Here is a 22,604-nt window from a genome sequence, read left to right as displayed (position 1 = left end):
TCTTAGTAGTGTAACACTGGATCCGATTCAGCGTCAATGGACTCCCCGTGTCTCCACATTCCGTTCGTTCAGCCAACGAGCGGCTTCCTTCAATACTTTCCCACGGTAGGAATAGCGTTCCCGTTCATCAGGGGACATTTCCGCCAGGGTTCGATGATCGCCTGCGGGAACAAAGATCGGATTGAACGGAAAACCCGCTTCCGGCTTCACATCCGGGGGCAGGGTGTCCAACAGCCGTCCATGGGTGCGAGCCGAGAAGATTTGGGTCTCACCGTCCCACAACAGGGCAATCGCCCCTTCAAACCACGCTTGCCTGGTTTCTCCTTCCAACAGTTTGAAAATCCCTTTATATCCGATCCGTTCAAAAATGCGTTTGGTTAAAATTCCGGGAAAGTGATCGTAAGCTGCAAAGAAAATACCCGCATCGTCCACCATGACCCGATCGATTCCCATTTCCTTCACCTGTCTCAGCTTTTCCCGGGTCACTTCCTCAATCGTACCCGCATCCGGTTCGATCAACTCCAGGGGAAGACGGATCACGTCAATTCCCATAGGGCTTAATACATGTCTGGCTTCCCGCAGCTTTCCTTCATTTAACGTTGCAAAAGGCAAAATCAAGCCTATTCCCTCCCATTCTTCGTTTCATTATACTCCGAAGGGGGACACGAATCGACGCAATCGCTGCGAATCATTTTATAAGAACATGGATTAGGCAAAGAAGTTACAATGAAAGGGAATCCATCAAGGACTTGGGCCTGCTTAAGAATGATGCGAGAAGGAGGAAACTTCATGGAAGGGTTGGCACCATTGTTTACAACCGCAGGCTTTCTGTTGGGATTGGCTGGAATCATTTTGGCCATCCGCGGAAAAAGCATGGGCTTGGAGATGCTGGTTTTGGGACTGCTTTGTCTGTTGGTTGGTTTTTTGGCATAAGGAACCGGTCTGACTGTCACGTTCTTTTCGGGAAATGTGGTATCCTACAAACAGAACTTCTGGATGAAAGGACTTATTCGAAACGTGTATGCCTTGTTCAAACCATGGCTGTTCCGGTTGGACCCGGAAGCGGCCCACGAGTGGACCATCCGCAGCTTGAAAGTAACCCAAACCATCCCCGGCGTGTTACCCGCCTTGCAATGGAAGCACCGGCTCGACGCCCCTTCTCTGTCTGTAGACTGCCTCCGGCTTCGCTTCCCTAATCCGGTTGGACTGGCCGCCGGCTTTGATAAACATGCCTCCGTCTATCCGGCGTTGGCGGCATGGGGGTTCGGCTTTGTAGAAGTGGGGACCTTAACGCCCCTCCCCCAACCGGGCAATCCCCGTCCACGCCTGTTTCGGCTGCCGGAAGACGAAGCGGTGATCAACCGGATGGGCTTTAACAACGCCGGTGTGGAAGCGGCCCGCCAGTCTTTTTCCCGCCTGAAGCGGCCGGATATCCCCATCGGCATCAACCTGGGTAAAAACAAAGACACCCCCGCCCACGATGCCGCCGCCGATTACTGCAAAGGACTGCGATCACTGTATCGGTCAGGGGATTACTTCGTAATCAATATCAGCTCCCCCAACACCAAAGGACTGCGGGATTTGCAACAGGCCGACTCCCTGGAGGCCCTGCTGAGGGAAGTGATGGACGAACGGCACCGTCTGCAACAGGAAACGGGGGAAATCCGCCCGCTTCTATTAAAGGTGGCTCCCGATCTGGATGAAAAAGGACTAGAAGACGCCGTCTCCATCGCCATGACCCAGGGAATCGACGGGCTGATCGTCTCCAACACCACCTTAAGCCGCGAGGGGATCAAACACCGCCACCGGGAGGAAACCGGCGGCCTGAGCGGACGCCCTCTCGCCGCCCGTTCCACGGCGATGATCCGCCAAGTCCGCCGCTTAACCGGGGGGAAAGCCCCGATCATCGGCGTCGGCGGCATCTTTGACGGACAAGATGCCCTCGATAAAATCAAGGCCGGCGCTTCTCTGGTTCAAATCTACACCGGCATGATCTACCGCGGCCCCGGAATCGCCCGACGGGTGAATGAGGAGTTGCTGCACCTGTTGGAAAAGGAAGGATTTTCCCATGTATCGGAGGCCGTGGGAGTCGATGCGTAATGAGAGCAAAGAAGCGCATCAAATAAAAAGGCACGAGCCCGCGTCACCGGGTCCGTGAATTCATCTTCAGACCGAGAGATCGTCATCAGAGGAAGTCCGGTTCCCGTGCCGCGGGCATCGGACTTCTTGCATTTCTAACGGAGAATGATCGGCAGGATCAAGAGGAGGCGGATGGAGGGTTCCAGTAATTGTCGTGGTGGCGATCCAGTCACTCATTTCGTGTTTTTTTATTTTTATACTACCAATTACACCCTATGTACTATTCCAATTATTTCCCCCTTTCAATAAAATGGATCTGTCACATTCTGTAGAAAAAGGGGGGAAAGGGAACTGTTGAAGATTTTTAAGAATATGAAGGATGTGTTGTCTAACCGACGCGGTTCACAGGTCATAGAGTATGTGGCCGTCATGGCTGGAGCCGCTCTACTGGCCATCATCCTCATGGAAGTAATGGAAAGCGATAAAATCCAGAGCGCTCTCAAGGAGAAAATCGGTTGTGCCATTATGCAAGAAGCATGTGACGACGCTCCCATCGACGATGAGAACCCCGACAGCCGTAAATGGTTTGCATTACCCAAGATCGAGCTGCCACCATTGCCGTCTCCGACCAATTTGTTCTCCGACAAATCGGACTATGAGATCAATACGGCGGATTATCAGGGGACTGATCAGGATCAGCCGAATCTAACGCAATTAAATGTATCGGGTCCGAGACACAAACAAACTCCAGAAAAGGATAAAAGAAAATCACATCAAGCACTTGAAGAATTTTTTAAAGAAGAACGCAAAAGACCTCATGGGACAGCTGGAGAAGTCGATTTATCCGATGATCAACTAATGGCCGCTGCACAGTTGGCGTATGATGAAAAAGATGTCGATGTAGACGAGATGTTTAGGCGTTTAGGCGATGGTTGGGAAGAGGATGAAGATTTATTTATGGATGAGAAAGATGGTTTTCAAGGTAGGGTGTTGTTTAATAAAGATACAGGCGAAGTGATTATCTCATACAGAGGAACCGATCCTGGCTTAAAAGATAAAGCAGACCTTAAATCTAACTATCAATTAACGATAGGCGTCGATGCAAACCAAGATCAATCTGCCAGAGAGTTTTATCAACGGGCTTTGGCAAGTTACCAAGGGGACGAATACCAGGTGGTTCAGGTAGGACATTCACTGGGAGGTTATCTGGCACAAAAAATGGCATTGGAAAACAAAATCCCGACCTTCACCTATAATGCTCCCGGTGTCCAAAGCATGACTTTAAACCAACATCAAGCCAACCGATCAGGTATATATGATAATATTGTAAAAAGCTATACCATGAAAAATGATGTGGTTGGCACCTATGGAACCCATGTGGGGGAAGCATATGAATTTCATAAACAGGGTCCTGTAAAGGTGGATGATTATAAGCTTACGAATCGATCCAATAATCTCCCGGATGCAAGACTGGCAATGCTTCTCCGTGATCACTTTAAATCTCATGGTGTCGAAAAACTAGAGCCTTTCGCCGAGGAGGATGGTCACTTCGATTTAGACCGGTAGATAAAAGGGGACAACATCAGATCCCCGTTTCTGATATGGGAGGGAACGAATATGAAGCATGTGGCCATCGCCACCCTGTTATCCATCCTCTTCTCGGGTATTGGACAACTATACAACGGGCAACGAATCAAAGGGATTATCCTGATCATTGTTCAGCTGATACTCGGTCTGATTTTCTTGGGAAATGTGTGGCTTATGATGCTCTACGGGGTTATCCGCCTCGGTGCGGTTGTGGATGCATTAGTGGTCTCACTTTTGATGGTAAAAGGAACGATCAATCGTGAGTTTCTAAAAGGGAAACGTGCCGTTGCGGAGATCGGAATTGCACTGGTTGTCAGTTACGGTGTCCTACTGTCCTCTGCATTTACGGGAACGATGTTAATGATATGGATGCCGGGCAGCAGCGAGCCGCCGGAACCCTTGTCTGAGGTGAGGCAGGAAGCAAAAATATATCTGAAGGATAAGTACGGCGTAGAGTTTGGAACGGAGGAGCCCAGATATACTGCTGCAACTAGTACGTATCGTGTTAACGCTTATCCCAAAACAAATCCGGACCTTACGTTCACGGTGTTTAAGGTCGGTTCCAAACCTTTTGACGATACCTATGTAAACTCCTCTGTATCCAAACAAGCACGTGAAGAAATACAGCCGCTAATCGACCAATTGTATCCTGATGTCTGGATATATCGATGTAATGTAGGAGTTAACAATGCGCTAGATGATGATGTAGTGTTCAACGGTGAAGTAATGGATTACACCGAAATACGGGAAAGATATCCTGATAAATATACACAGCATGTAAAAATCAGTGTGATTAGGGATCTCGATGATCAAGGGAAACAAGAGGAAATGAAAAAAATATTAACGATTATAAATTATTTCAAAGAAAAAGGAATTAGAAAAGTGAATTTGTCAGTGTCGATTTATGCAGAGTCGCTGCCTGAAAAGCCGAGGAAAGAGAAAACGAGTTTAGGCAGTTATTATGAACATCTGAAATATAAAATTTCTTTGTCATCCAACGACATTGCTGAAATCGAAACAGTAGAAGATCTGGAAGAGCATTTACGGAAATTGAATTAACTTAGGTATCCTGCTTCGATGTAAAGTGAGATCTCTATAGCCTCCTTAGAAAACAGAACCCCGAAACAGAGAGACTGTATGACTGTTCGGGGTTCTATCATGGTATGAGATCCTTACCCCTTGTCTCACAACCATCATCTGTTATCTGGGGTTTCATTAAGGAGGATCACTCATGATCCATGTTATAATCGCCACCCTGTTATCCATCCTCTTCTCGGGTATTGGACAGCTATATAACGGGCAACGAATCAAAGGGATTATCCTAATCATCGTTCAGCTGATACTCGGTCTGATTTCCTTGGGAAATGTGTGGCTTATGATGCTCTACGGAGTTATCCGCCTCGGTGCGGTTGTGGATGCATTAGTGGTCTCGCTTTTGATGGAAAAAGGAACGATCAATCGTGAGTTTCTAAAAGGGAAACGTGCCGTTGCGGAGATCGGAGTTGCACTGGTGGTCAGTTATGGTGTCCAACTGTACTCTGCATTTACGGGAACGATGTTAATGATATGGATGCCGGGCAGCAGCGAGCCGCCGGAACCCTTGTCTGAGGTGAGGCAGGAAGCAAAAATATATCTGAAGGATAAGTACGGCGTAGAGTTTGGAACGGAGGAGCCCAGATATACTGCTGCAACTAGTACGTATCGTGTTAACGCTTATCCCAAAACAAATCCGGACCTTACGTTCACGGTGTTTAAGGTCGGTTCCAAACCTTTTGACGATACCTATGTAAACTCGTCAGTATCCAAACAATCTCGTGAAGAATTACAACCCTTGATCGATCAGTTTTATCCCGATGCCTGGATATACAGCTGCAACGTAGGAGTTAACAATGCATTAGATGATGACGTAGTGGTCAATGGTGAAGTAATGGATTACGCCGAAATACGAAAAAAATACCCTGATAAATATACACAGCATGTAGACATTATGTTGATTAGGGATCTCGATGACCAAGGGAAACAAGAAGAGTTGGAACGGGCTTTTGAGATCATACAGTTTTTCCAGGATCAAGGTATTCATGAAGTAACGTTTGAAGTGTCCTATTATGCAGAGTCACTGCCTGAAAAGCCGAGAAAAGAGAAAACCAGTTTAGGCAGTTATTATGAACATCTGAAATATAACCTCTCTGTGTCGTATGAAGCGGTTGCTGAAATCGAAACAGCAGCGGATCTGGAAGAGCATTTACGGAAATTGAATTAACACACAGGTATCCTACTCTGATTGGATCGCAAGGATTATGTATTCAACATGTATTAAAACCGTTTTTCCAGTTTAGGCGGCGAGAGCATTCAATAAAAGAAAACCCCGCCGATCATGGCGGGGTTTCCCACGTGAAAGATCCCATTGGGTCCGAGCTTCACAGCTTAGGGGGGAAAGCCGAGTTGCCCGGTTGATGCTAGCCGATCTCTTTTACTTTGGCGTTCCATTCTTTCAGCTTTTGATTCAGCTCTTTCAGCTCGTTGGCAATGTCACTCATTTTTTGTGCGTCTTTTGCTTCAGCAGCTTTCAGACCCTGCTCGGAAAGTGCGATATAATCCTCGACCAGCGCTTTCCCTTGTTGGTGAAGCTGTTTACCCTCGTTGGAGTCGGGGGGAGTCGTCTGTTCCAATTGGGACGAAGCGTTCTCCAGTTTTTGAATCCCTTCCTTGACCTTTTCTCCCCCCTGTTGCGGGTCGTTTGTCCAGGAAGAGAACCCCTGGCCGATCGTTTCAATCCCCTCATGGGCCAAGGCCATGGCATCCCGGGTGGCACTTGCCCATGTTCCGGTCTGTTCGGCGGCTTGCTCTCGTTGCCCGCCCGAAGGTTCTTCCGCAGATCCCGCATCCGAAGCGCTTTCGGAACATCCCCCGGCAATCAACAGCACCGGGACGAGGAGAGAAAGAATTCCCGCTCGCTTCCAAATCATGTGGGCCAAAGTGGGCTCTCCTTTCCGTCGGCAGTTTCGTTTACGCTGAATCGGTTTCCGCTTCCATCACTGTTCCGGTTGCTCTTCTTCCTCTTTCGGTTGGACCTCTCCCTCGATGATTTCCTTTTGTTGTTCCAAGGCATCCTGGGTATCCTCTACCTGCTTTTTGGCGGCATCACCGTAAGGGGCCGTTTCTTCTTCCGCCTTTTCTTTCACTTCATCGGCTTTTTCCTCTGCTTTATCCTTGGCCGTGTTCACATGGTCCTCGACTTTCTTTTGGGTTTCCTCGACCTTGCCTTCAGTGTGTTCCACCACCAGTGTCAGCGTTTCCTGCGTGTTCTGAAGATAATCGGTCGCCCAGTCCCATTCCTGGTTAAACAGATTCAGCGCTTTTTCGAAGGTCAGATTGGCCGCCTCTTGGGCTTTATCGGATGTTTGATTGGTCTGGTCCTGTGCATTGTCGACTTGATTCTGGGCTTCGTCGATCCCTTGGTTGGCTTCTTCCCTGGTTTGGTCGACACCCTGGTTCGCTTCGTTTTGCACTTGCTTTGCCGTGTCATTGACACTCTCTTTTACATCGAGATGATTGTCGGCGAATGCCGGTGTGGGAATCGCCAAACCGAACGCCAACGCAGTGGACAGGGAAAGAAGAATGCTACCTTTCACTGACAACCTCTCCTTTTTTGCAAGTTTTCAACCACAGTTAGAGTGTAACTGAACAAATCTCTTATCGTATATAAGCCAAAAACAAGGTTTTTCTTTAGTGCTTTTGTTTAAAAATTTGCGTTATTTCTTGGGATAATATACTATCTCTCAAACGAAAAATCCCCAAAAGGGTCGTACGATCCAATCTCTACCCGAACCACTTTCTTTTAACCGCCGTGAAGAAGTGTGAAAGTAGAGGAATATCCATCTTCGGATTCACATAAGAAACACCCACTTCCATTGAGAAAGTGGGTGTTTGCTTGATTTTAATGATGCAAACCCCTAAGGGCGTTTCCTCACTACTCCGTTGCCTCTTTCTTTTTCCGTTTGTTCAGCCGGCGCGTTGCCGGATCGAACCAGGAATAAACGATGGGAATCACCACGAGAGTGAGCAGTGTACTGGAGAGAAGGCCGCCAATCACGGCGATGGCAAGCGGCTGTTGGATTTCCGTCCCTTCTCCCAAACCCAGGGAGAGAGGAATCAACCCCAGGATGGTGGTGGTGGCCGTCATCAGAATAGGGCGCGCACGGGTCAAGCTGGCTTCCACAATGGCGTCATAGCTGGCCATTCCGCGGTCTTTCAACTGGTTGATATAATCCACCAGTACAATCGCATTGTTCACCACGATTCCAGCCAGTACGATCACCCCGATCATCGCCGTCACTCCCACCGGGGTCTGGGTGAAGAACAAGGCGAGTGCCACCCCGATCACCATTAGGGGCAGTGTCAAGATGATGACAAAGGGATATTTGAAAGACTCAAATTGAGCAGCCAACACCAGAAAGACAAACAATACCGCCAACCCGGCAGCCAGTGTCAAGTCTTCGAGGGCATCCTGAAACAGCTCGGCACTCCCCGTAAATTGGACATCCATCTCCGTGGGCAAACCGATTTCATCAAGCTTGGCAGTGACTTCCCGCTCCACGGTTCCCAAATCCGTATCGTCAAACTGAACCTGATACTCGATGCTGTCTTGCAAGTTGCTGCGATTGATGACAATGGGACCCTCTTCCACTTTCACGTCCGCCACTTCCGACAATTTCACATGGCTGTCGCCGGCCGTGGGAATCGGGAGGTCTTTCAGCTTCTCCGGAGACTGGCGGAATGTCTTCTCGTAACGAAGGAACACTTCATGGATATCCCTACCGTTCAGGTTCATCAGCGTGACCGTTTCCCCCCGTGTCGCTTCCGAGACGGCTGCAATCACTTGCGCCGGAACCAAGCCGTTGTCTTCCGCTTTTTTCCGATCCACCACCACTTGCAGCTCGGGGCGCGTCTCCTGGCGGGAATCGGTCACCTCCTGCACGCCTTCCACATCGAGAAGGACACGTCCCACCTCATCGGCCCACTCATCCAGGTCGGCGGCACTTCCACTGAGGGTAAATTCCAGAGTATTGGGTGCACCCGCCGCTTCAAAGGACGACTGTTCCCGCAACTCCACCTCCAGATCGGGATCCAACACCTCCAGTTTGGGACGGATCTCGTTCATAATCGAGCGGGTGGAGAGACTCCGTTCCTCCTGGTCGACCACATTTACATAAAATTGAGCAATATGGCGTCCGCTGTCTCCAAACATGGCGTTTTCATTCCGACCACTGCCCAGGGAAACTTGGAAGTGTTTGATATGGTTTTCTTCTTTCAGGATCGACTCAATGGTCTCCGTCATCTCATTGGTTTTGGATAATCCGGTGCCCGCCGGCATTTTCGCTTCAATGGTGAAAACTCCTTCATCCGCCGCCGGCAAATACTCCGTCCCCACCTGGCTGATCCCGTACCCGCCGGCACCCAGCAAGGCCAACGCCAGCAACACCACCAAGACCCGATGACCCAGAGCAAATTGGACCAGGCGCCGAAACAGGCGGTAGGCTTTCTGCCCATCCCGCTGTTTCTTCCAGCCGGTGTGCGGCTTCTTCATAATCTTGGATGCCATCACCGGCACAATCGTCAAGGATACCAATAAAGAAGCCAGCAAGCTGAATGAAACCGTGAAGGCGAATTCCCGGAACAATTGACCGACAATACCGCTGACAAAAACCATCGGCAGAAAAACGAAAATCGTGGTCAAGGTGGAAGCGGTGATGGCCGCCGCCACTTCACCCGCTCCTTTTGACGCCGCCTCTTGCGGCTTTTCCCCCATCTGCAGATGCCGGTATATATTTTCAATCACCACAATGGCGTTATCTACCAACATCCCGACACCTAAGGCCAAGCCGCCCAAAGTCATGATGTTCAGGCTGAAATCGGAGAAGTACATGAGTACAAAGGTGGTGATCACCGATACGGGAATGGCCACTCCGATGATCAAGGGACTGCGGAAGGATCGCAGGAACAAAAACAATACCAGCATCGCTAAAATGGCCCCGCCGATCATGGTGGTTCCCACATTGGTCACCGATCGTTCCACATATTCACCTTGGTCAAAGATGGTGATGACACCGATATCCCGCTCGTCTTTTAACCGCTCCAATTCCGCTTTCACGGCATTGGACACCTTAGCCGTATTGGCACCGGACTGTTTAAACACATTGATGCCCACACTGGCCTGTTGGTTGGTGCGGGTGATCACGTCTCGTTCTTCGGTGGCCAGTTTCACATCAGCCACATCATCCAAGAGGACCTTTTTCCCGTTGAGGGGATCAACCGCCACCGTCAGCTTTTTAAGCTCATCCAGATCGGTCAGCTCGGAAACAATCCGTGCGGTTAAGTCCTCATCCCCATCCTGGATAATTCCGCCGGGCTGACTCAGATTGGAAGCTTCAATCACTTCTTTTACATCCGACTGAGAGAGATTCCATTTCTCTAACGCATCGGAATCTAAGGTTACTTGAATCTGTTCATCCAACAATCCTGAGCTGTCGGCACTGGCCACACCTGGAAGCTTGGACAGCGCCTCAACGATCTCATCCACGTCTTCGGCCGAGGGTGCTTCTTCTCTGGATTCACCCAGCACCGACAATTGCATAATCGGAAAGGTGGACGGATCAAATTTCAAAAAATTAGGGGTATCCACTTCTGTCGGAAGGGGCGTTCGATTGATCCGGGAGATGACATCATTTTGAACCTGATTGATGTCCTGGGACCAATCAAATTCGAGCAGGATGAGTACAACCCCTTCCTGGGTCTGGCTCTGTATGTTTTTCAGCCCCGCCAATGTCCCCAGCTGCTGTTCCAGCGGATGGGTGACTTTGTCCAGCACCTCCTCGGGATCCGCTCCCTGATAGGAAGCCACCACAGCTCCCACCGGCGGCTGGATATCCGGCAATAAATCCATCTGCAGGTTGGTCAGGGAGACCACTCCCATAACCAAAACTAAAATAACGGCCACAGTCGTGAAGACGGGCCGACGAATCGCCGATCGGGCTAACCACATCCCTGATTCCTCCTGTGTCTCCTGATGACGTTCATATTAGTCCGTCCGATTCCCTGTCAGGAAGCCCGTTTATCCCATAGGCTACCCAATAGACCGATTAGCGATTGACTCGCTTATCACTTTTGAATCATCCCGTACAATGCTACATCCACCCACTCTTGAATGGATGCACGGTCGATCTTTTTCTCCCCTTGGACCGCTCCAAAGAGGATGCTGGCATAAAAACGCTCGGCCACCGGCGGCGAAACCCGGAGTTCCCCGCTCGATGCTCCTTTTTTAAACAAGTGTCGCAAAGGAAGCCAGATTGCATCTTCGTAATAGCCGTCGATCTCTTTATAACGATCCGGAAAAAGGACATGGGTGTCCCGGATGATAGTCTGATGAAAGTGTGTGATTTCAGGGTTCTCCGAAGCCAGTTCACACATACGAATCAATGCGGTAGACAGTTTGTCGGCCACCGTTTGTTCCGACTGCATGATGCCATCCATCACTTCTTTCCACCCGTTCAACGTCTGGGTGATCAACGTGACAAAAACATCTTCCTTATCTTTAAAGTAGTAATAGACCAAACCGCGGCCCAGTTCAGCCCGACGGGCGATCTCTCCCATTTCGGTGCCATGGTAGCCCTTTTCCCGGTAAACCTGGAGCGCTGCCTGTAGAATCTGGTCCATCCTTTTTTCCCTGATGCGACGATTCTGCTCCCTTGTCCGCGGCATCGACTCACTCCTTCGTACCATTGACTCTTCTGTCAATCTATATCCATTGTAACGTTTTCTCCTTTCAGAAAACAGAAATCTTCCTAACAGGATTGTGAACACTTAGGATTGGAATCGTCATCTGCAAAAGAGAAAGCGGTGCGAAAAACGAAAACACGGACCCTGGGGCTGACGCCCTAGGGTCCGTGTTTTCTTCAAAGCCCCCCCTACAATAGCGAGTCGCTGGAGCTCGCAGAATCTTCAGGGAGAGAGAGGGGCTCTTCTCGTTTGCGGATCAGACGGATCGGATTTCCCGCCGCCAACATGCCAGGGGGCACATCTTTGTTGACGAGGGAACCGGCCCCGATGACGGCACCGTCGCCGATGGTGACTCCAGGCAGGATGGTGGTGTTGGCCCCGATCATCACGTGGTTTCCGATCACCACATCTCCGATGCGGTACTCTTCCACCAGATACTCATGGGTTAAAATCGTCGTGTGATACCCGATAATGGTATTGCTCCCGATGCGGATGCGCTCGGGGTACAATAAGTCCACCGTCACCTTGAACGCAATCGCCGTCCGTGCGCCCACTTCCATATGGAGAAGACGTCGATACAACCAGTTTTTCCATGGGAAAACAGGAACGTACCGTGCCACCTCGTTGATGAGGGTATTTTTAAAGACGGTCCCAAAAGGGACCGTTCGGTACAATTGCCAGAGAGAGTTGCTGCCTGTCACAGGTTGACGCTCGGTCCGTCTCATGACCGTCCACTCCCGTCGACACCGGCAAGTCCAACGATGTCGTATAAATCTTCCATCCGATCCAACAGATAATCCGGCTCATATGCCTTCAGGGATTCCGCTCCATGGGCCGACCAAGCCACTCCCGCGCTGGCCGTTCCCGCCTTCTTCGCAGCCAGGAGATCATAACGGCTGTCCCCCACCATCAGAGCAGAGGCCGGATCCGCCCCGATCCGGCTTAAAGCCAAGCGGATCGGGTCCGGCGCCGGTTTGTCCCGATCCGCTTCTCCCTGACAAACGACGGTCGCCATCATAGACGCCAACCCGCACAAGTTTAACCCCATCTCCACCGTCATCCGCTGCTTGTTGGAAACGACACCGAGAAGGAATCCTTCCCGATGGAGGGTTTCCAAGACGGTATTTACTCCGGGAAACGCTTTTACATAGTCATCGTGATGAGCAACATTGTGCTCCCGATACGTTTGAACCATCGTTTCCACCCGCTCTTCCCCGCCAAACCGTCTCATCTGGTCGTGCAACGGTTCACCCAAGCTTGCCAGTACTTCTTTATCCCCATAAGGGAACGGGCCATGCTCATCCAGGGTATGACGGAAGGAGGCAAGGATGAGGCTGGTAGTATCCAACAAGGTTCCATCCAAATCAAACAATATGACGGGGTATTTCAAACCGATCCCTCCTGTGGAGCACGGTTGGACATATGCCCTTGCTCCGCTGAAGGCCAAAACCAGGCGATGCACAAGGTCATCAGAATGGCCACAATGATACGGATCAACAGGAGCGGCAAGACATCGATCCCGAGAGGAACAAAAATCAGCGTATCTTCCACCACGGCGTGGCATGCTCCCAGAAAGAGCACCATTATGGTCATATCCCGTTTGGTGAACCCTTTTTCTTTGGCTTGTTCGATAATCACCCCGGCCCCCATCGTCAATCCGAACAAAAGACCCCCGGCTATGATAATCGAGCCCCGGGCCTCCATCCCCAGCGGACGCATCAGGGGAACCATCCACTCTGCAAATCGATCCAACCAGCGCCAGTCCTTCATCATCTGGATCCCCATCATCAGCGGAAAGATAATGATGGCCAGTTGCAATATACCGGTTGCAGCGGTTTGCAGCGCAATCCCTGCGATCTCCATCCACCCTTCCGGCTGTGCTTCCCGCGGGGCGACCAAGCCGTATTGGGCAGCCGCTTCCCCACCCTGCCACAACCAGTGGATCATAAAGGCGGAAAGGACTGCCAGTGCCATTCGCACCCCCATCACTAATCCTGCACTTACTCCGACCCGGCGGCAAACCGCCGATTCCACAAACAGATTATGGGAGAAGCTGAGCATCACCGCCACGATAAAGACTTGCTTCACCGTTAAATCCAGGGTGAGAATGGCACCGATGGCGGCATACAGATTGAGCAGGTTGCCCAAAACCAGCGGGATGGCAGCTTCACCGGGCAACCCCATCCACGACATGGCCGGAGTCAAGATCCGTACCAACCAATCGATCACTGGCGTGTGTTGCAGTAAACTGATCGCCAATGTGACGGGGAATATGATTTTTCCCAGCTCCCAGGTGGTTCTCCACCCGGAAGTCAGTCCTTTTCGCCAGTCGACCCGTTTCATCCGGCAACACTTTCCTTCTTATCGTTGTAATACGGTTCACGGGATTGGCCCCATGCTCTGCGGACCACAATCCAGGCAATCCCCAGCAGGACCAATGCCAGACTGACCAGTTGGGCGATGCGGATATTGCCGTCCGCCATCATCCCGGGCTCAAACAACACCAGCATCGGTGACCACAATCCGTTGATCAACGAGACAAGCCATCCCGGTCCGTCGAAGGTGAGGCTGTCCATTCGCAACCCTTCGATGAAAAAACGGCCCAGGGAATACCAGATCAAGTAGGTGAAAAAGATCTCACCTCGACGGGGGTTGATTCGGCGCAGAAGCAGCAATAGCCCGAACCCGACGAATGTCCACAGGGATTCGTAGAGAAAGGTGGGATGGTAATAGATGCCCTGAATGTTCATCTGTTCAATGATAAATTCAGGCAGCATCAGCCCTTCCAAAAAAGAACGGCTCACTTCCCCGCCATGGGCTTCTTGGTTCATAAAGTTGCCCCAGCGTCCGATACATTGTCCGATGATGATACTGGGCGCCACGATATCTGTCAGGTGTAAAAAGGAGATATTCCGCTTCTTTACAAAAACAGACGCAGCTAAAAGCGCCCCGATGAGGCCGCCATGAATCGCCAGCCCACCTTTCCAGATGGCAAGAATGTCACCGGGGTTCTGTGAATAGTACCCCCATTCAAACGCCACATAATAAAGCCGTGCACCGATAATGGCGGCGGGAATCGTCCATATGATCAAATCCAGGAACAATTCCGAATCAAAGCCGTGGCGCCTGCCTTCCCGAATGGCAAGCCACAGCCCGAACAACACCGCGGACCCCATAATGATCCCATACCAGTGGATTTGAATCGGTCCCAATGACACGGCAACAGGGTCGAGCACCTGTGCAAAACCCATGCGAACGGCTCCTCCTTTTGATATGTACCTATACTCCAAACTCCATATTCCATTGTAACCTACTTGACAGGCAATTGAAACGCGCCCCGTCATCGGCCGGGGCGCGTTTCTTCAATCCAGCTCATCGCCTTCTTCCAAGCTTCGGCTCAGCTGTTGCGTAAAGGATTGGGCTGCGTGATAGCCCATCTTTTTTAAGCGATAGTTCATCGCCGCCACCTCGATAATGACAGCAAGGTTGCGTCCGGGACGGACGGGCACCGTTAAGAGCGGAATTTCCGTGTCAATGATGCGAATGCGTTCCTCATCCAAACCAAGGCGATCATACTGCCGATTTTCCTGCCATGCCTCCAGCCGTACCACCATGGACAGCTTTTTAAACTCCCGGACCGCCCCGGCACCGAATAAGGTCATCACATTAATAATACCCAGCCCTCTAATTTCCAATAAATATCGAATCAACTCCGGTGCGTGGCCCACCAGGGAATCCTCTTCTGTCTGACGGATCTCCACCGCGTCGTCAGCCACTAAGCGGTGTCCGCGCTTAACCAGCTCCAACGCGCTCTCACTCTTTCCGATCCCGCTGCTGCCCACAATCAATACACCCACACCGTAAATATCCACCAGTACGCCATGCATGGTGGTGGTGGGGGCCAGTTTTTTCTCCAGCCAGTTGGTCACTTTGCTGGTGAAACGGGTGGTGGAATTGTTGGTCCACAAGATGGGAATTTGATTCTCGGCGGCGGCCTCCATCAGTTCCTCCGGTGCATCCTGTCCCCTGGTGATGCAAAAGCAGGGCGTTTCATCCTGACACAACCATCCCAGCCGTTCTTTCCGTTCCTGCTCCGGCAGACCCGAGATAAAGGTCAGCTCTGTCCGCCCCAACATTTGCAACCGTTCCGCCGGGTAATAGGTGAAAAAACCAGCCAGCTCCAAACCGGGCCGGTATAGATCGCTCGTTGTCAGTTTGCGGTTCAAACCATCTTCCCCGCTTAATACCTTTAAATCAAACTGATCGACCATTTCTTTGACGGTGACTGATGCTGCCATTTGCCAGACCCCTTTTCCCGTTTCCCCTATGATAACAAATATGGGGCGGCTGGCGTAAACCCAGCCGCCCCGCCCGTTTTTAAAAAACGGCTTCTTCCGTCTCCTTGTCGAAGATGTGGGCTTTATTCATATCAAGTGCCAGGTTGACTTCATTGCCGGCGGCGAATTGGGTGCGAGCCTTTACCCGTGCGGTCACCCATTTGTCTGTGATTCCGCTCAGGTAGAGGTACATCTCGGAACCCATGTTTTCCGCCACTTCCACTTTGGCTTTCACCTGACTATCAGGGGATGATTCCAGGAAGATGGGTTCATCGTGGATATCCTCCGGTCGGATGCCGAAGATGACCTCCTTGCCGATATATCCCTTCTCCCGCAAGGTTTTGGCCCGCCCTTCCGGCAACTGGACACGCAAACCATTGCTCTTGAAAGAAATGCTTCCTCCTTCTTCCACCAATTCGCCCTCGACGAAGTTCATCGACGGGGAACCGATAAAGCCGGCCACAAACACGTTAGCAGGGTGATGATAGATCTGGGTGGGTGTATCCGCCTGTTGAATCACACCGTCTTTCATCACCACGATCCGGTCGCCCATCGTCATGGCCTCCGTCTGATCGTGAGTCACATAAATGACGGTCGTTTTCAAGCGCTGGTGCAATTTGCTGATCTCCGTGCGCATCTGCACCCTCAGTTTGGCATCCAGATTGGACAGCGGCTCGTCCATCAAAAACACTTGCGGTTCACGGACGATGGCCCGGCCAAGCGCGACCCGTTGCCGCTGACCACCGGACAATGCTTTCGGCTTCCGATCCAGAAGATGTTCAATATCCAGGATTTTAGCCGCTTCCTTCACCCGTTTATCGATTTCTTCTTTTTTGAATTTACGAAGTTTCAGGCCAAACGCCATATTCTGATAGACATTCATATGGGGGTACAAGGCATAACTTTGAAAAACCATGGCAATATCCCGGTCTTTGGGGGCCACATCGTTTACTTTCCGATCCCCGATATAAAGCTCTCCTTCGGAGATTTCCTCCAGACCCGCCACCATTCGCAGGGTAGTGGACTTTCCACAACCGGAGGGGCCGACCAAGACTAAAAACTCCTGATCCTTGATGTCCAGGTGAAAGTCGGAGACCGCAGTCACATCACCGCTGTATCGCTTATATACGTGGTTCAGCTTCACTTGTGCCATCGATTGCAACCCCTTTCATCACTCTCAGGGTTTATTGTAGCGCATTCGCGTAAAGCCCCACCATGTCCAAAGAGAACAAAAATAGAAGCGGTCCCTTGGGCAATTTGCCTAAGAGCGCTCCCTTCCGGTCAACAGCAAAACGAGCTTTACCCGCAGCGCATCCTCAAACTGGCGGACATCAAGACCCGTTTCCTGCTTCAGCCGATCCAAGCGATAAATCAGCGTGTTTCGGTGGAGAAATAAGCGTCGGGCCGTTTCACTCACATTCAGGTTCTGTTCCAGAAAGACATGTAATGTTCGCCGCAGTTCCTCCTCCCTCCAAAACGGAATCGGCGATACATCATCCAGAAACCGTTTCAGCTCGCGGTCGTCCACTGTACGAAGCAGCCGTTCCAACGTTAGATTCCAGGCCGCAAATGCGGATTTGGACGGATGAAAACGGCGGCCGATATGAACCGTATCCCGGAGAGAGGAAAGGGCTGAAGGCAACTGTTCCACCGCTTCTACCGGTGCATGAACGGCCACTGTTACCTCTTCCCCCGCTTCTGTGGCAATCGCTTCCGCAAGCCCTTGGGCCGCATCGAGCCATGCTGATTCAATCGAAACCTCATCTCCGTCCAGCAAGGACTGGGACACCATTAACAGGCGCTCTCCCTCCTGCAAAGACAATAACCAGGAATCCCCTTCAAAAAAACGGGCGATCACCTCGTCACTCCCTTCCCGCCGCCCCCTCTTTTCCAAAATGAGAAAAGGAACTCTCGACTCCCACTTCCCTGACGACGGGGCAGGAGGAGACGTGAAATCCCCGGGATTCCGCAACCAATGCGCCAATCGTTCGCAAAAGTCAGTCGGCTGAAAGGGATCTGATAACCGTTCACTCAACCACACACGCAGCAGCGAGCGCTCCCGTATGGATAAGGTTTCTCCCACCACCAACAGCCAATCCGCTCCCTCCATCCGAAAAGGAAGGACGGTGATTTCCAGACGTTCCCCCAGGTCGGTGGAAGCGGGAACCCGTTCCACGCGAGCGTCCAACGCCTCTTCCAACACACTTCGGATCTGTTCCCAATCGCTCATGCCAACACCCTTTCCATCCTCCCCTATAGTATATCCAAAAATAAAAAAGGAGGGGCAACCCCTCCCCTTTGTCTCTCGCTTACGATCGCAGCCCCTTCCAAATGCCGTTTAACAACCAGGAGATCACACTGACCAGAATCGACCCGAGGAGAGCACCAGTGATTCCCTGCACCTCGAACCCTGCCACAAAGGCTCCCGTCAACCAGAACAAAAACGCGTTCAGGATAAAGATGAACAAGCCCAAGGTGAGGATCGAGATCGGCAAAGTCAAAAAGACGAGGATCGGACGAATAAACGTATTGATAATCCCCAATACAATGGCCACGAGCAGGGCCGTCCCGTACCCGGAGACATCGATTTGCGGGATCACCTGAGCGGCGATCAAAACAGCCAAGGCATTTAAAAGCAGGCGAACAATCCAACCCATCGATGATTCCCCCTCTCTATGGTTTACAATATAGTCCTACCCTGTTTTGATGGCGAGAATAGCAGATTTCTACCCTATTATGTCTGACATATGGAAGAAAAAGACCCATCCCTCCCGTCCTGTTCAACTGGATTTCCTGAAGGATGATATGCGGTAGGAGCCGATAAGGTTCCTTTCATCCAGGCCCATCTAGCGTAAATTACAGGCTCCCACTCCATTTTTCCTCATGATCATCGCGTGACTGGTATCACCCTATCTCTCCCGGGAAATCCTGGTCACATGGCTCTCCCTGATGATCGCCTCCCACTAATGAAAGACCTGCTGTTCTCACAGCAGGTCTTTTTTGTCTTCATCATGTACGAACCATCATTTTGCTTCGTTGATCGCTTCCACCAAGGCTGCCTCCACATCTTGAGCGATGGCGTCCAACCGCTCGTCCTGGGCCAGCTCCATCAGCACGGTGGGCCGAACCAGCCCGATATGGGTTTTAAATGTATCCGCCCCGCGATACACCACGATTCGACACGGCAGGAAGTAGCCACCCAGTTGGTTGCGGGTCAGCACTTTTTTGGCCACATCCGGGTTGCACACTTCCAGTACGCGAAAATCCTGCTCCAACGCGATTCCTTTTTCCATCAGCTTTGTAGGAATGTCCAATTTCCACAGCACCGCGAATTTCCGGCGGGTTAGGCTGTCTTCCAAGGCGCGAATGGCTTCATCCACACTTTTGTTGGTTTCCACGGTATATTCAAACATCTTAGTTTCCTCCTTCTCAGATGACTGGTTGAATGGTCTGGTATCGTATCGCTGCCGCAATCCGCCCCACTGGCTGGACTCATCTGATAATCGATTTCGGTTCAATGAAGGACATCCGTATCGGGCTGTTCAGGCATAATCGGACCGGAGAATGAAATGATCACGTTTTACCCCAGAGCACCCCTTATTCTATTTCGACAGGATTTATCCGGTCTCCTTCCTCTCATTTTCTGCCACACTGCTTTCCCCGATACCTCCCTGCTCCATCCTGCAGAGTGAGCATACCCCATCCCATTGGCGCAAGGGAAGGTTCCGTTGGCTGGATAAATATCAGAAAGATTACGATTTGACTGTTATGGAATAGGAGAAAAATCGATGCATGCCATCAAACACAACTGCCCGCATCCGGATCACCCACATCGTCTCCACAGCATCAGTCTCAGAATGGAAGTTCAAGCATATTTTCGAAAAAATTCCGGTTCACAGGAAAAAACCGCCTCCTTGAAGGCAGTTTTTTTATTCCCTCATCCTCTGTTATTGCACAGCCGAAATTTTTTCCTCCAGCTCCCGGTAAGCTCGCTCCATCCGTTCCTTGTCCCGTTCCAAAATCGGTTTAAGGTAACGGCCGGTGTGGGAGTCATCCACTTTTGCCACCGCTTCCGGGGTACCGCTGGCCACAATGGTCCCCCCGGCATCCCCGCCTTCGGGTCCTAAATCAATCAGGTAATCGGCCGTTTTGATCACGTCCAGGTTGTGTTCAATCACTAGGACAGAGTCCCCGTTTTCCACCAACCGCTGCAACACTTTCAACAAACGGGCGATGTCATGGATATGAAGGCCCGTGGTAGGCTCGTCCAGAATGTACAAGGTGCGGCCGGTGGATCGTTTGTAAAGTTCCGAGGCCAATTTCACGCGCTGGGCTTCCCCTCCGGAGAGGGTAGTGGCCGGTTGACCCAGTTTCATATAACCCAGTCCCACATCGTAGAGGGTCTGAAGCTTCCGCTTGATGCGGGGGATGTTTTTAAAAAACTCCAGCGCTTCTTCTACACGCATCTCCAGTACATCCGAGATGTTTTTCCCCTTGTACTTCACTTCCAGGGTATCGCGGTTGTAGCGTTTCCCTTTACATTCCTCACAGGGGACATAAACATCGGGAAGAAAGTGCATCTCGATCTTGATAATTCCGTCCCCCCGGCACGCCTCGCAGCGACCCCCTTTGACATTAAAGCTGAACCGCCCTTTTTTATAGCCGCGCACCTTGGACTCCTGGGTAGAAGCAAACACATCACGCACGTCGTCAAATACGCTGGTGTAAGTCGCCGGATTGGAACGCGGGGTGCGTCCGATCGGTGATTGGTCGATATCGATCACTTTGTCCAGGTGTTCCAGTCCCCGGATCTCGTCATGTTTACCGGGAATCGCCTTCGCTTTGTTTAATTCCCGGGCCAGCGCTTTTTGCAGGATCTCGTTGATCAGGGTGCTCTTGCCGGAACCGGAAACACCGGTGACACAGGTGAACACGCCCAATGGAATCTGGACATCTACTTCCTTCAGGTTGTTCTCCTTTGCCCCACGGATCTCCACCCATTTGCCATTGGGTTGCCGGCGTTCATCCGGCAGGGGGATAAATTGACGGCCGGAGAGATACTGCCCGGTGAGGGAATGCTCCATCTCCATCAACTGCTCCGGTGAACCCTCCGCGACGATGCGACCGCCGTGGGCACCGGCTCCCGGACCCACATCAATAATATGATCAGCAGCCAGCATGGTGTCCTCATCGTGTTCCACCACGATCAGCGTGTTTCCCAGATCACGCATCTGCTCCAGCGTCCGGATGAGACGGGTGTTGTCCCGTTGGTGCAGCCCAATGCTGGGCTCGTCCAGGATGTAGAGGACCCCCATCAGCTTGGAACCGATTTGGGTGGCCAGGCGGATCCGTTGTGCCTCCCCGCCGGACAAGGTTCCCGCAGATCGGTTCAGGGTGAGATAATTGAGTCCCACATTGACCAAAAAGCCCAGCCGACTGTCAATTTCCTTGATGATCTGGCGACCGATGGTCCTCTCTTTCTCGGTCAGCTCCAGCCCCTGGATAAAATCCCTCGCCTCCTGGATGGAAAGACCGGTTACATAGGCGATGTTCTTTCCGCCTATTCTCACACTGAGGGTTTCCTTGCGCAGACGCGCTCCTTCACAGGTGGGACACGGTTTAATGCTCATATAATGTTCGATCAGTTCCCGGACCGCATCAGAACCCGTCTCTCGGAAACGCCGCTCCAGGTTTTGAAGCACCCCTTCAAAGCGAATCTGTACCTCTTTGAGTTGTCCGTCACTTTCATAACGAAAGGGAATCCGTTCCTTGGTTCCTTTTAGAATCGTATCCCGATCCTGCTTGGGCAATTTCCGGAACGGAACATCCATGTCGATATCATAGTGACGGCACGCGGACTCCAGCAATTGCGGATAGTAGGTGCTGGTTTTCCCCACCCACGCTTCGATGGCGCCCTCCCGCAACGTTTTGTCGGGGTTCGGAACGACCAAATCCGGATCCACCTCCATCCGGCTCCCCAACCCGTCACAGGTAGGACAAGCACCAAAAGGGCTGTTAAAGGAAAACATACGCGGGGACAGCTCATCCAGGCTGAATCCGCACTCGGGACAAGCCAGGTTTTGACTGAACAACAGCTCTTCCCCGTCGATGACATCTACCAAAACCGTCCCACCAGCTAACCCGAGAGCCGTCTCCAGGGAGTCGGTCAACCGGGTCTCCACTCCCGGCTTCACCACAATCCGGTCTACAACCACTTCGATGGAATGCTTTTTATTTTTCTCCAGTCGGATTTCCTCGGACAGATCGCGGATCTCCCCATCCACCCGGACACGGACGAAACCTTGTTTCCCGATATCCTCCAACAGCTTGACATGCTCTCCCTTTCTTCCGCTCACCATGGGAGCCATCACCTGGATGCGCGTCCGTTCCGGCAGTTCCAAGATTCGATCCGCCATCTGCTGAACGGTTTGGGACGTGATCGGGGTCCCGTGTTCGGGACAAGTAGGGCGCCCCACCCGAGCGAATAGAAGACGGAGATAATCATAGATCTCCGTCACCGTCCCCACCGTGGAACGGGGGTTGCGGCTGGTCGTTTTCTGATCGATGGAAATCGCCGGGGAGAGCCCTTCGATGGAATCCACATCCGGTTTATCCATCTGCCCTAAAAATTGACGGGCGTAAGCGGACAGGGATTCCACATACCGCCGCTGTCCTTCCGCATAGATGGTGTCAAATGCGAGGGAAGATTTGCCGGAGCCTGACAACCCCGTCAATACGACAAAACGGTCGCGGGGAATGGTCACATCCACTTCCTTCAAATTGTGCACGCGGGCACCGCGAATGACGATATGTTCTTGTGACAAG

20 protein-coding genes are annotated in these 22,604 nt (G+C 51.5%); 5 read left to right on the top strand and 15 right to left on the bottom strand.

Annotated features, from left to right (window positions below; genetic code table 11):
- Window positions 1-33: 33 nt before the first annotated feature.
- Entirely contained in the window at window positions 34-618 is a 585-nt protein-coding gene (locus JOE21_RS07870) for a non-canonical purine NTP pyrophosphatase (protein ID WP_309864560.1), read from the bottom strand.
- A gap of 171 nt (window positions 619-789) precedes the next feature.
- Between JOE21_RS07870 and JOE21_RS07865 the strand changes: the two genes are divergently transcribed.
- From JOE21_RS07865 to JOE21_RS07845, 5 genes are all read left to right on the top strand, one after another.
- Window positions 790-933, top strand: a complete 144-nt coding sequence (locus JOE21_RS07865; RefSeq protein WP_309864557.1) for a hypothetical protein — start codon at window positions 790-792, stop codon at window positions 931-933.
- 84 nt (window positions 934-1,017) lie between these two features.
- Window positions 1,018-2,100 carry a quinone-dependent dihydroorotate dehydrogenase gene (locus tag JOE21_RS07860; RefSeq protein ID WP_309864989.1) on the top strand — a complete coding sequence of 361 codons (1,083 nt, stop codon included), beginning with the start codon at window positions 1,018-1,020 and terminating at the stop codon, window positions 2,098-2,100.
- A gap of 333 nt (window positions 2,101-2,433) precedes the next feature.
- Entirely contained in the window at window positions 2,434-3,645 is a 1,212-nt protein-coding gene (locus JOE21_RS07855) for a Tle-like phospholipase domain-containing protein (RefSeq protein WP_309864554.1), read from the top strand.
- Window positions 3,646-3,696: 51 nt separating this feature from the next.
- Window positions 3,697-4,725 (top strand): hypothetical protein, encoded by a 1,029-nt coding sequence (locus JOE21_RS07850; RefSeq protein WP_309864551.1) that lies wholly within the window; start codon window positions 3,697-3,699, stop codon window positions 4,723-4,725.
- Window positions 4,726-4,897: 172 nt separating this feature from the next.
- Window positions 4,898-5,926, top strand: coding sequence for a hypothetical protein (locus tag JOE21_RS07845; protein WP_309864548.1), 1,029 nt, complete (start codon window positions 4,898-4,900; stop codon window positions 5,924-5,926).
- 196 nt (window positions 5,927-6,122) lie between these two features.
- On the opposite strand, the gene JOE21_RS07840 is transcribed toward JOE21_RS07845, so the two are convergent.
- From JOE21_RS07840 to uvrA, 14 genes are all read right to left on the bottom strand, one after another.
- Window positions 6,123-6,641, bottom strand: a complete 519-nt coding sequence (locus JOE21_RS07840) for a hypothetical protein (RefSeq protein WP_309864547.1) — start codon at window positions 6,639-6,641, stop codon at window positions 6,123-6,125.
- Between the two features lie 57 nt (window positions 6,642-6,698).
- Window positions 6,699-7,298: a hypothetical protein gene (locus JOE21_RS07835; RefSeq protein WP_309864545.1), complete on the bottom strand. Its 600-nt coding sequence runs from the start codon at window positions 7,296-7,298 to the stop codon at window positions 6,699-6,701.
- 338 nt (window positions 7,299-7,636) lie between these two features.
- A complete protein-coding gene (locus JOE21_RS07830) occupies window positions 7,637-10,708 on the bottom strand; it encodes an efflux RND transporter permease subunit (protein ID WP_309864543.1) in 3,072 nt (1,023 codons plus the stop codon).
- 116 nt (window positions 10,709-10,824) lie between these two features.
- Entirely contained in the window at window positions 10,825-11,424 is a 600-nt protein-coding gene (locus JOE21_RS07825; RefSeq protein WP_309864541.1) for a TetR/AcrR family transcriptional regulator, read from the bottom strand.
- Between the two features lie 206 nt (window positions 11,425-11,630).
- Window positions 11,631-12,167: an acyltransferase gene (locus JOE21_RS07820; RefSeq protein WP_309864538.1), complete on the bottom strand. Its 537-nt coding sequence runs from the start codon at window positions 12,165-12,167 to the stop codon at window positions 11,631-11,633.
- Window positions 12,164-12,832 carry a pyrophosphatase PpaX gene (ppaX, locus tag JOE21_RS07815; protein WP_309864536.1) on the bottom strand — a complete coding sequence of 223 codons (669 nt, stop codon included), beginning with the start codon at window positions 12,830-12,832 and terminating at the stop codon, window positions 12,164-12,166. The genes JOE21_RS07820 and ppaX overlap by 4 nt, the downstream gene beginning before the upstream one ends.
- Complete coding sequence (locus tag JOE21_RS07810; RefSeq protein WP_309864535.1) at window positions 12,829-13,785, bottom strand: nucleoside recognition domain-containing protein; 957 nt, start codon at window positions 13,783-13,785, stop codon at window positions 12,829-12,831. The genes ppaX and JOE21_RS07810 overlap by 4 nt, the downstream gene beginning before the upstream one ends.
- Window positions 13,782-14,693: a prolipoprotein diacylglyceryl transferase gene (gene lgt / locus JOE21_RS07805; RefSeq protein WP_309864534.1), complete on the bottom strand. Its 912-nt coding sequence runs from the start codon at window positions 14,691-14,693 to the stop codon at window positions 13,782-13,784. The genes JOE21_RS07810 and lgt overlap by 4 nt, the downstream gene beginning before the upstream one ends.
- A 111-nt stretch (window positions 14,694-14,804) precedes the next feature.
- The gene (hprK, locus tag JOE21_RS07800; RefSeq protein ID WP_309864533.1) at window positions 14,805-15,740 is read right to left on the bottom strand and encodes an HPr(Ser) kinase/phosphatase; all 936 of its coding nucleotides are present in this window, start codon (window positions 15,738-15,740) and stop codon (window positions 14,805-14,807) included.
- Window positions 15,741-15,819: 79 nt separating this feature from the next.
- On the bottom strand, window positions 15,820-16,932 hold the full coding sequence (locus JOE21_RS07795) for an ABC transporter ATP-binding protein (RefSeq protein WP_309864532.1): 1,113 nt from the start codon (window positions 16,930-16,932) through the stop codon (window positions 15,820-15,822).
- A 108-nt stretch (window positions 16,933-17,040) separates the two neighbouring features.
- Entirely contained in the window at window positions 17,041-18,009 is a 969-nt protein-coding gene (locus tag JOE21_RS07790) for a PucR family transcriptional regulator (RefSeq protein ID WP_309864530.1), read from the bottom strand.
- A gap of 79 nt (window positions 18,010-18,088) precedes the next feature.
- On the bottom strand, window positions 18,089-18,436 hold the full coding sequence (locus JOE21_RS07785) for a phage holin family protein (protein ID WP_309864526.1): 348 nt from the start codon (window positions 18,434-18,436) through the stop codon (window positions 18,089-18,091).
- Between the two features lie 366 nt (window positions 18,437-18,802).
- A complete protein-coding gene (locus tag JOE21_RS07780; RefSeq protein WP_309864523.1) occupies window positions 18,803-19,192 on the bottom strand; it encodes a DUF302 domain-containing protein in 390 nt (129 codons plus the stop codon).
- A 534-nt stretch (window positions 19,193-19,726) separates the two neighbouring features.
- Window positions 19,727-22,603 (bottom strand): excinuclease ABC subunit UvrA, encoded by a 2,877-nt coding sequence (uvrA, locus tag JOE21_RS07775; RefSeq protein WP_309864521.1) that lies wholly within the window; start codon window positions 22,601-22,603, stop codon window positions 19,727-19,729.
- Between the last annotated feature and the right edge of the window lies 1 nt (window position 22,604).

Origin of the sequence: Desmospora profundinema (assembly GCF_031454155.1) — a bacterium.
GTDB lineage: Bacteria > Bacillota > Bacilli > Thermoactinomycetales > DSM-45169 > Desmospora > Desmospora profundinema.
This window is presented reverse-complemented; position numbering and strand designations above follow the sequence as displayed.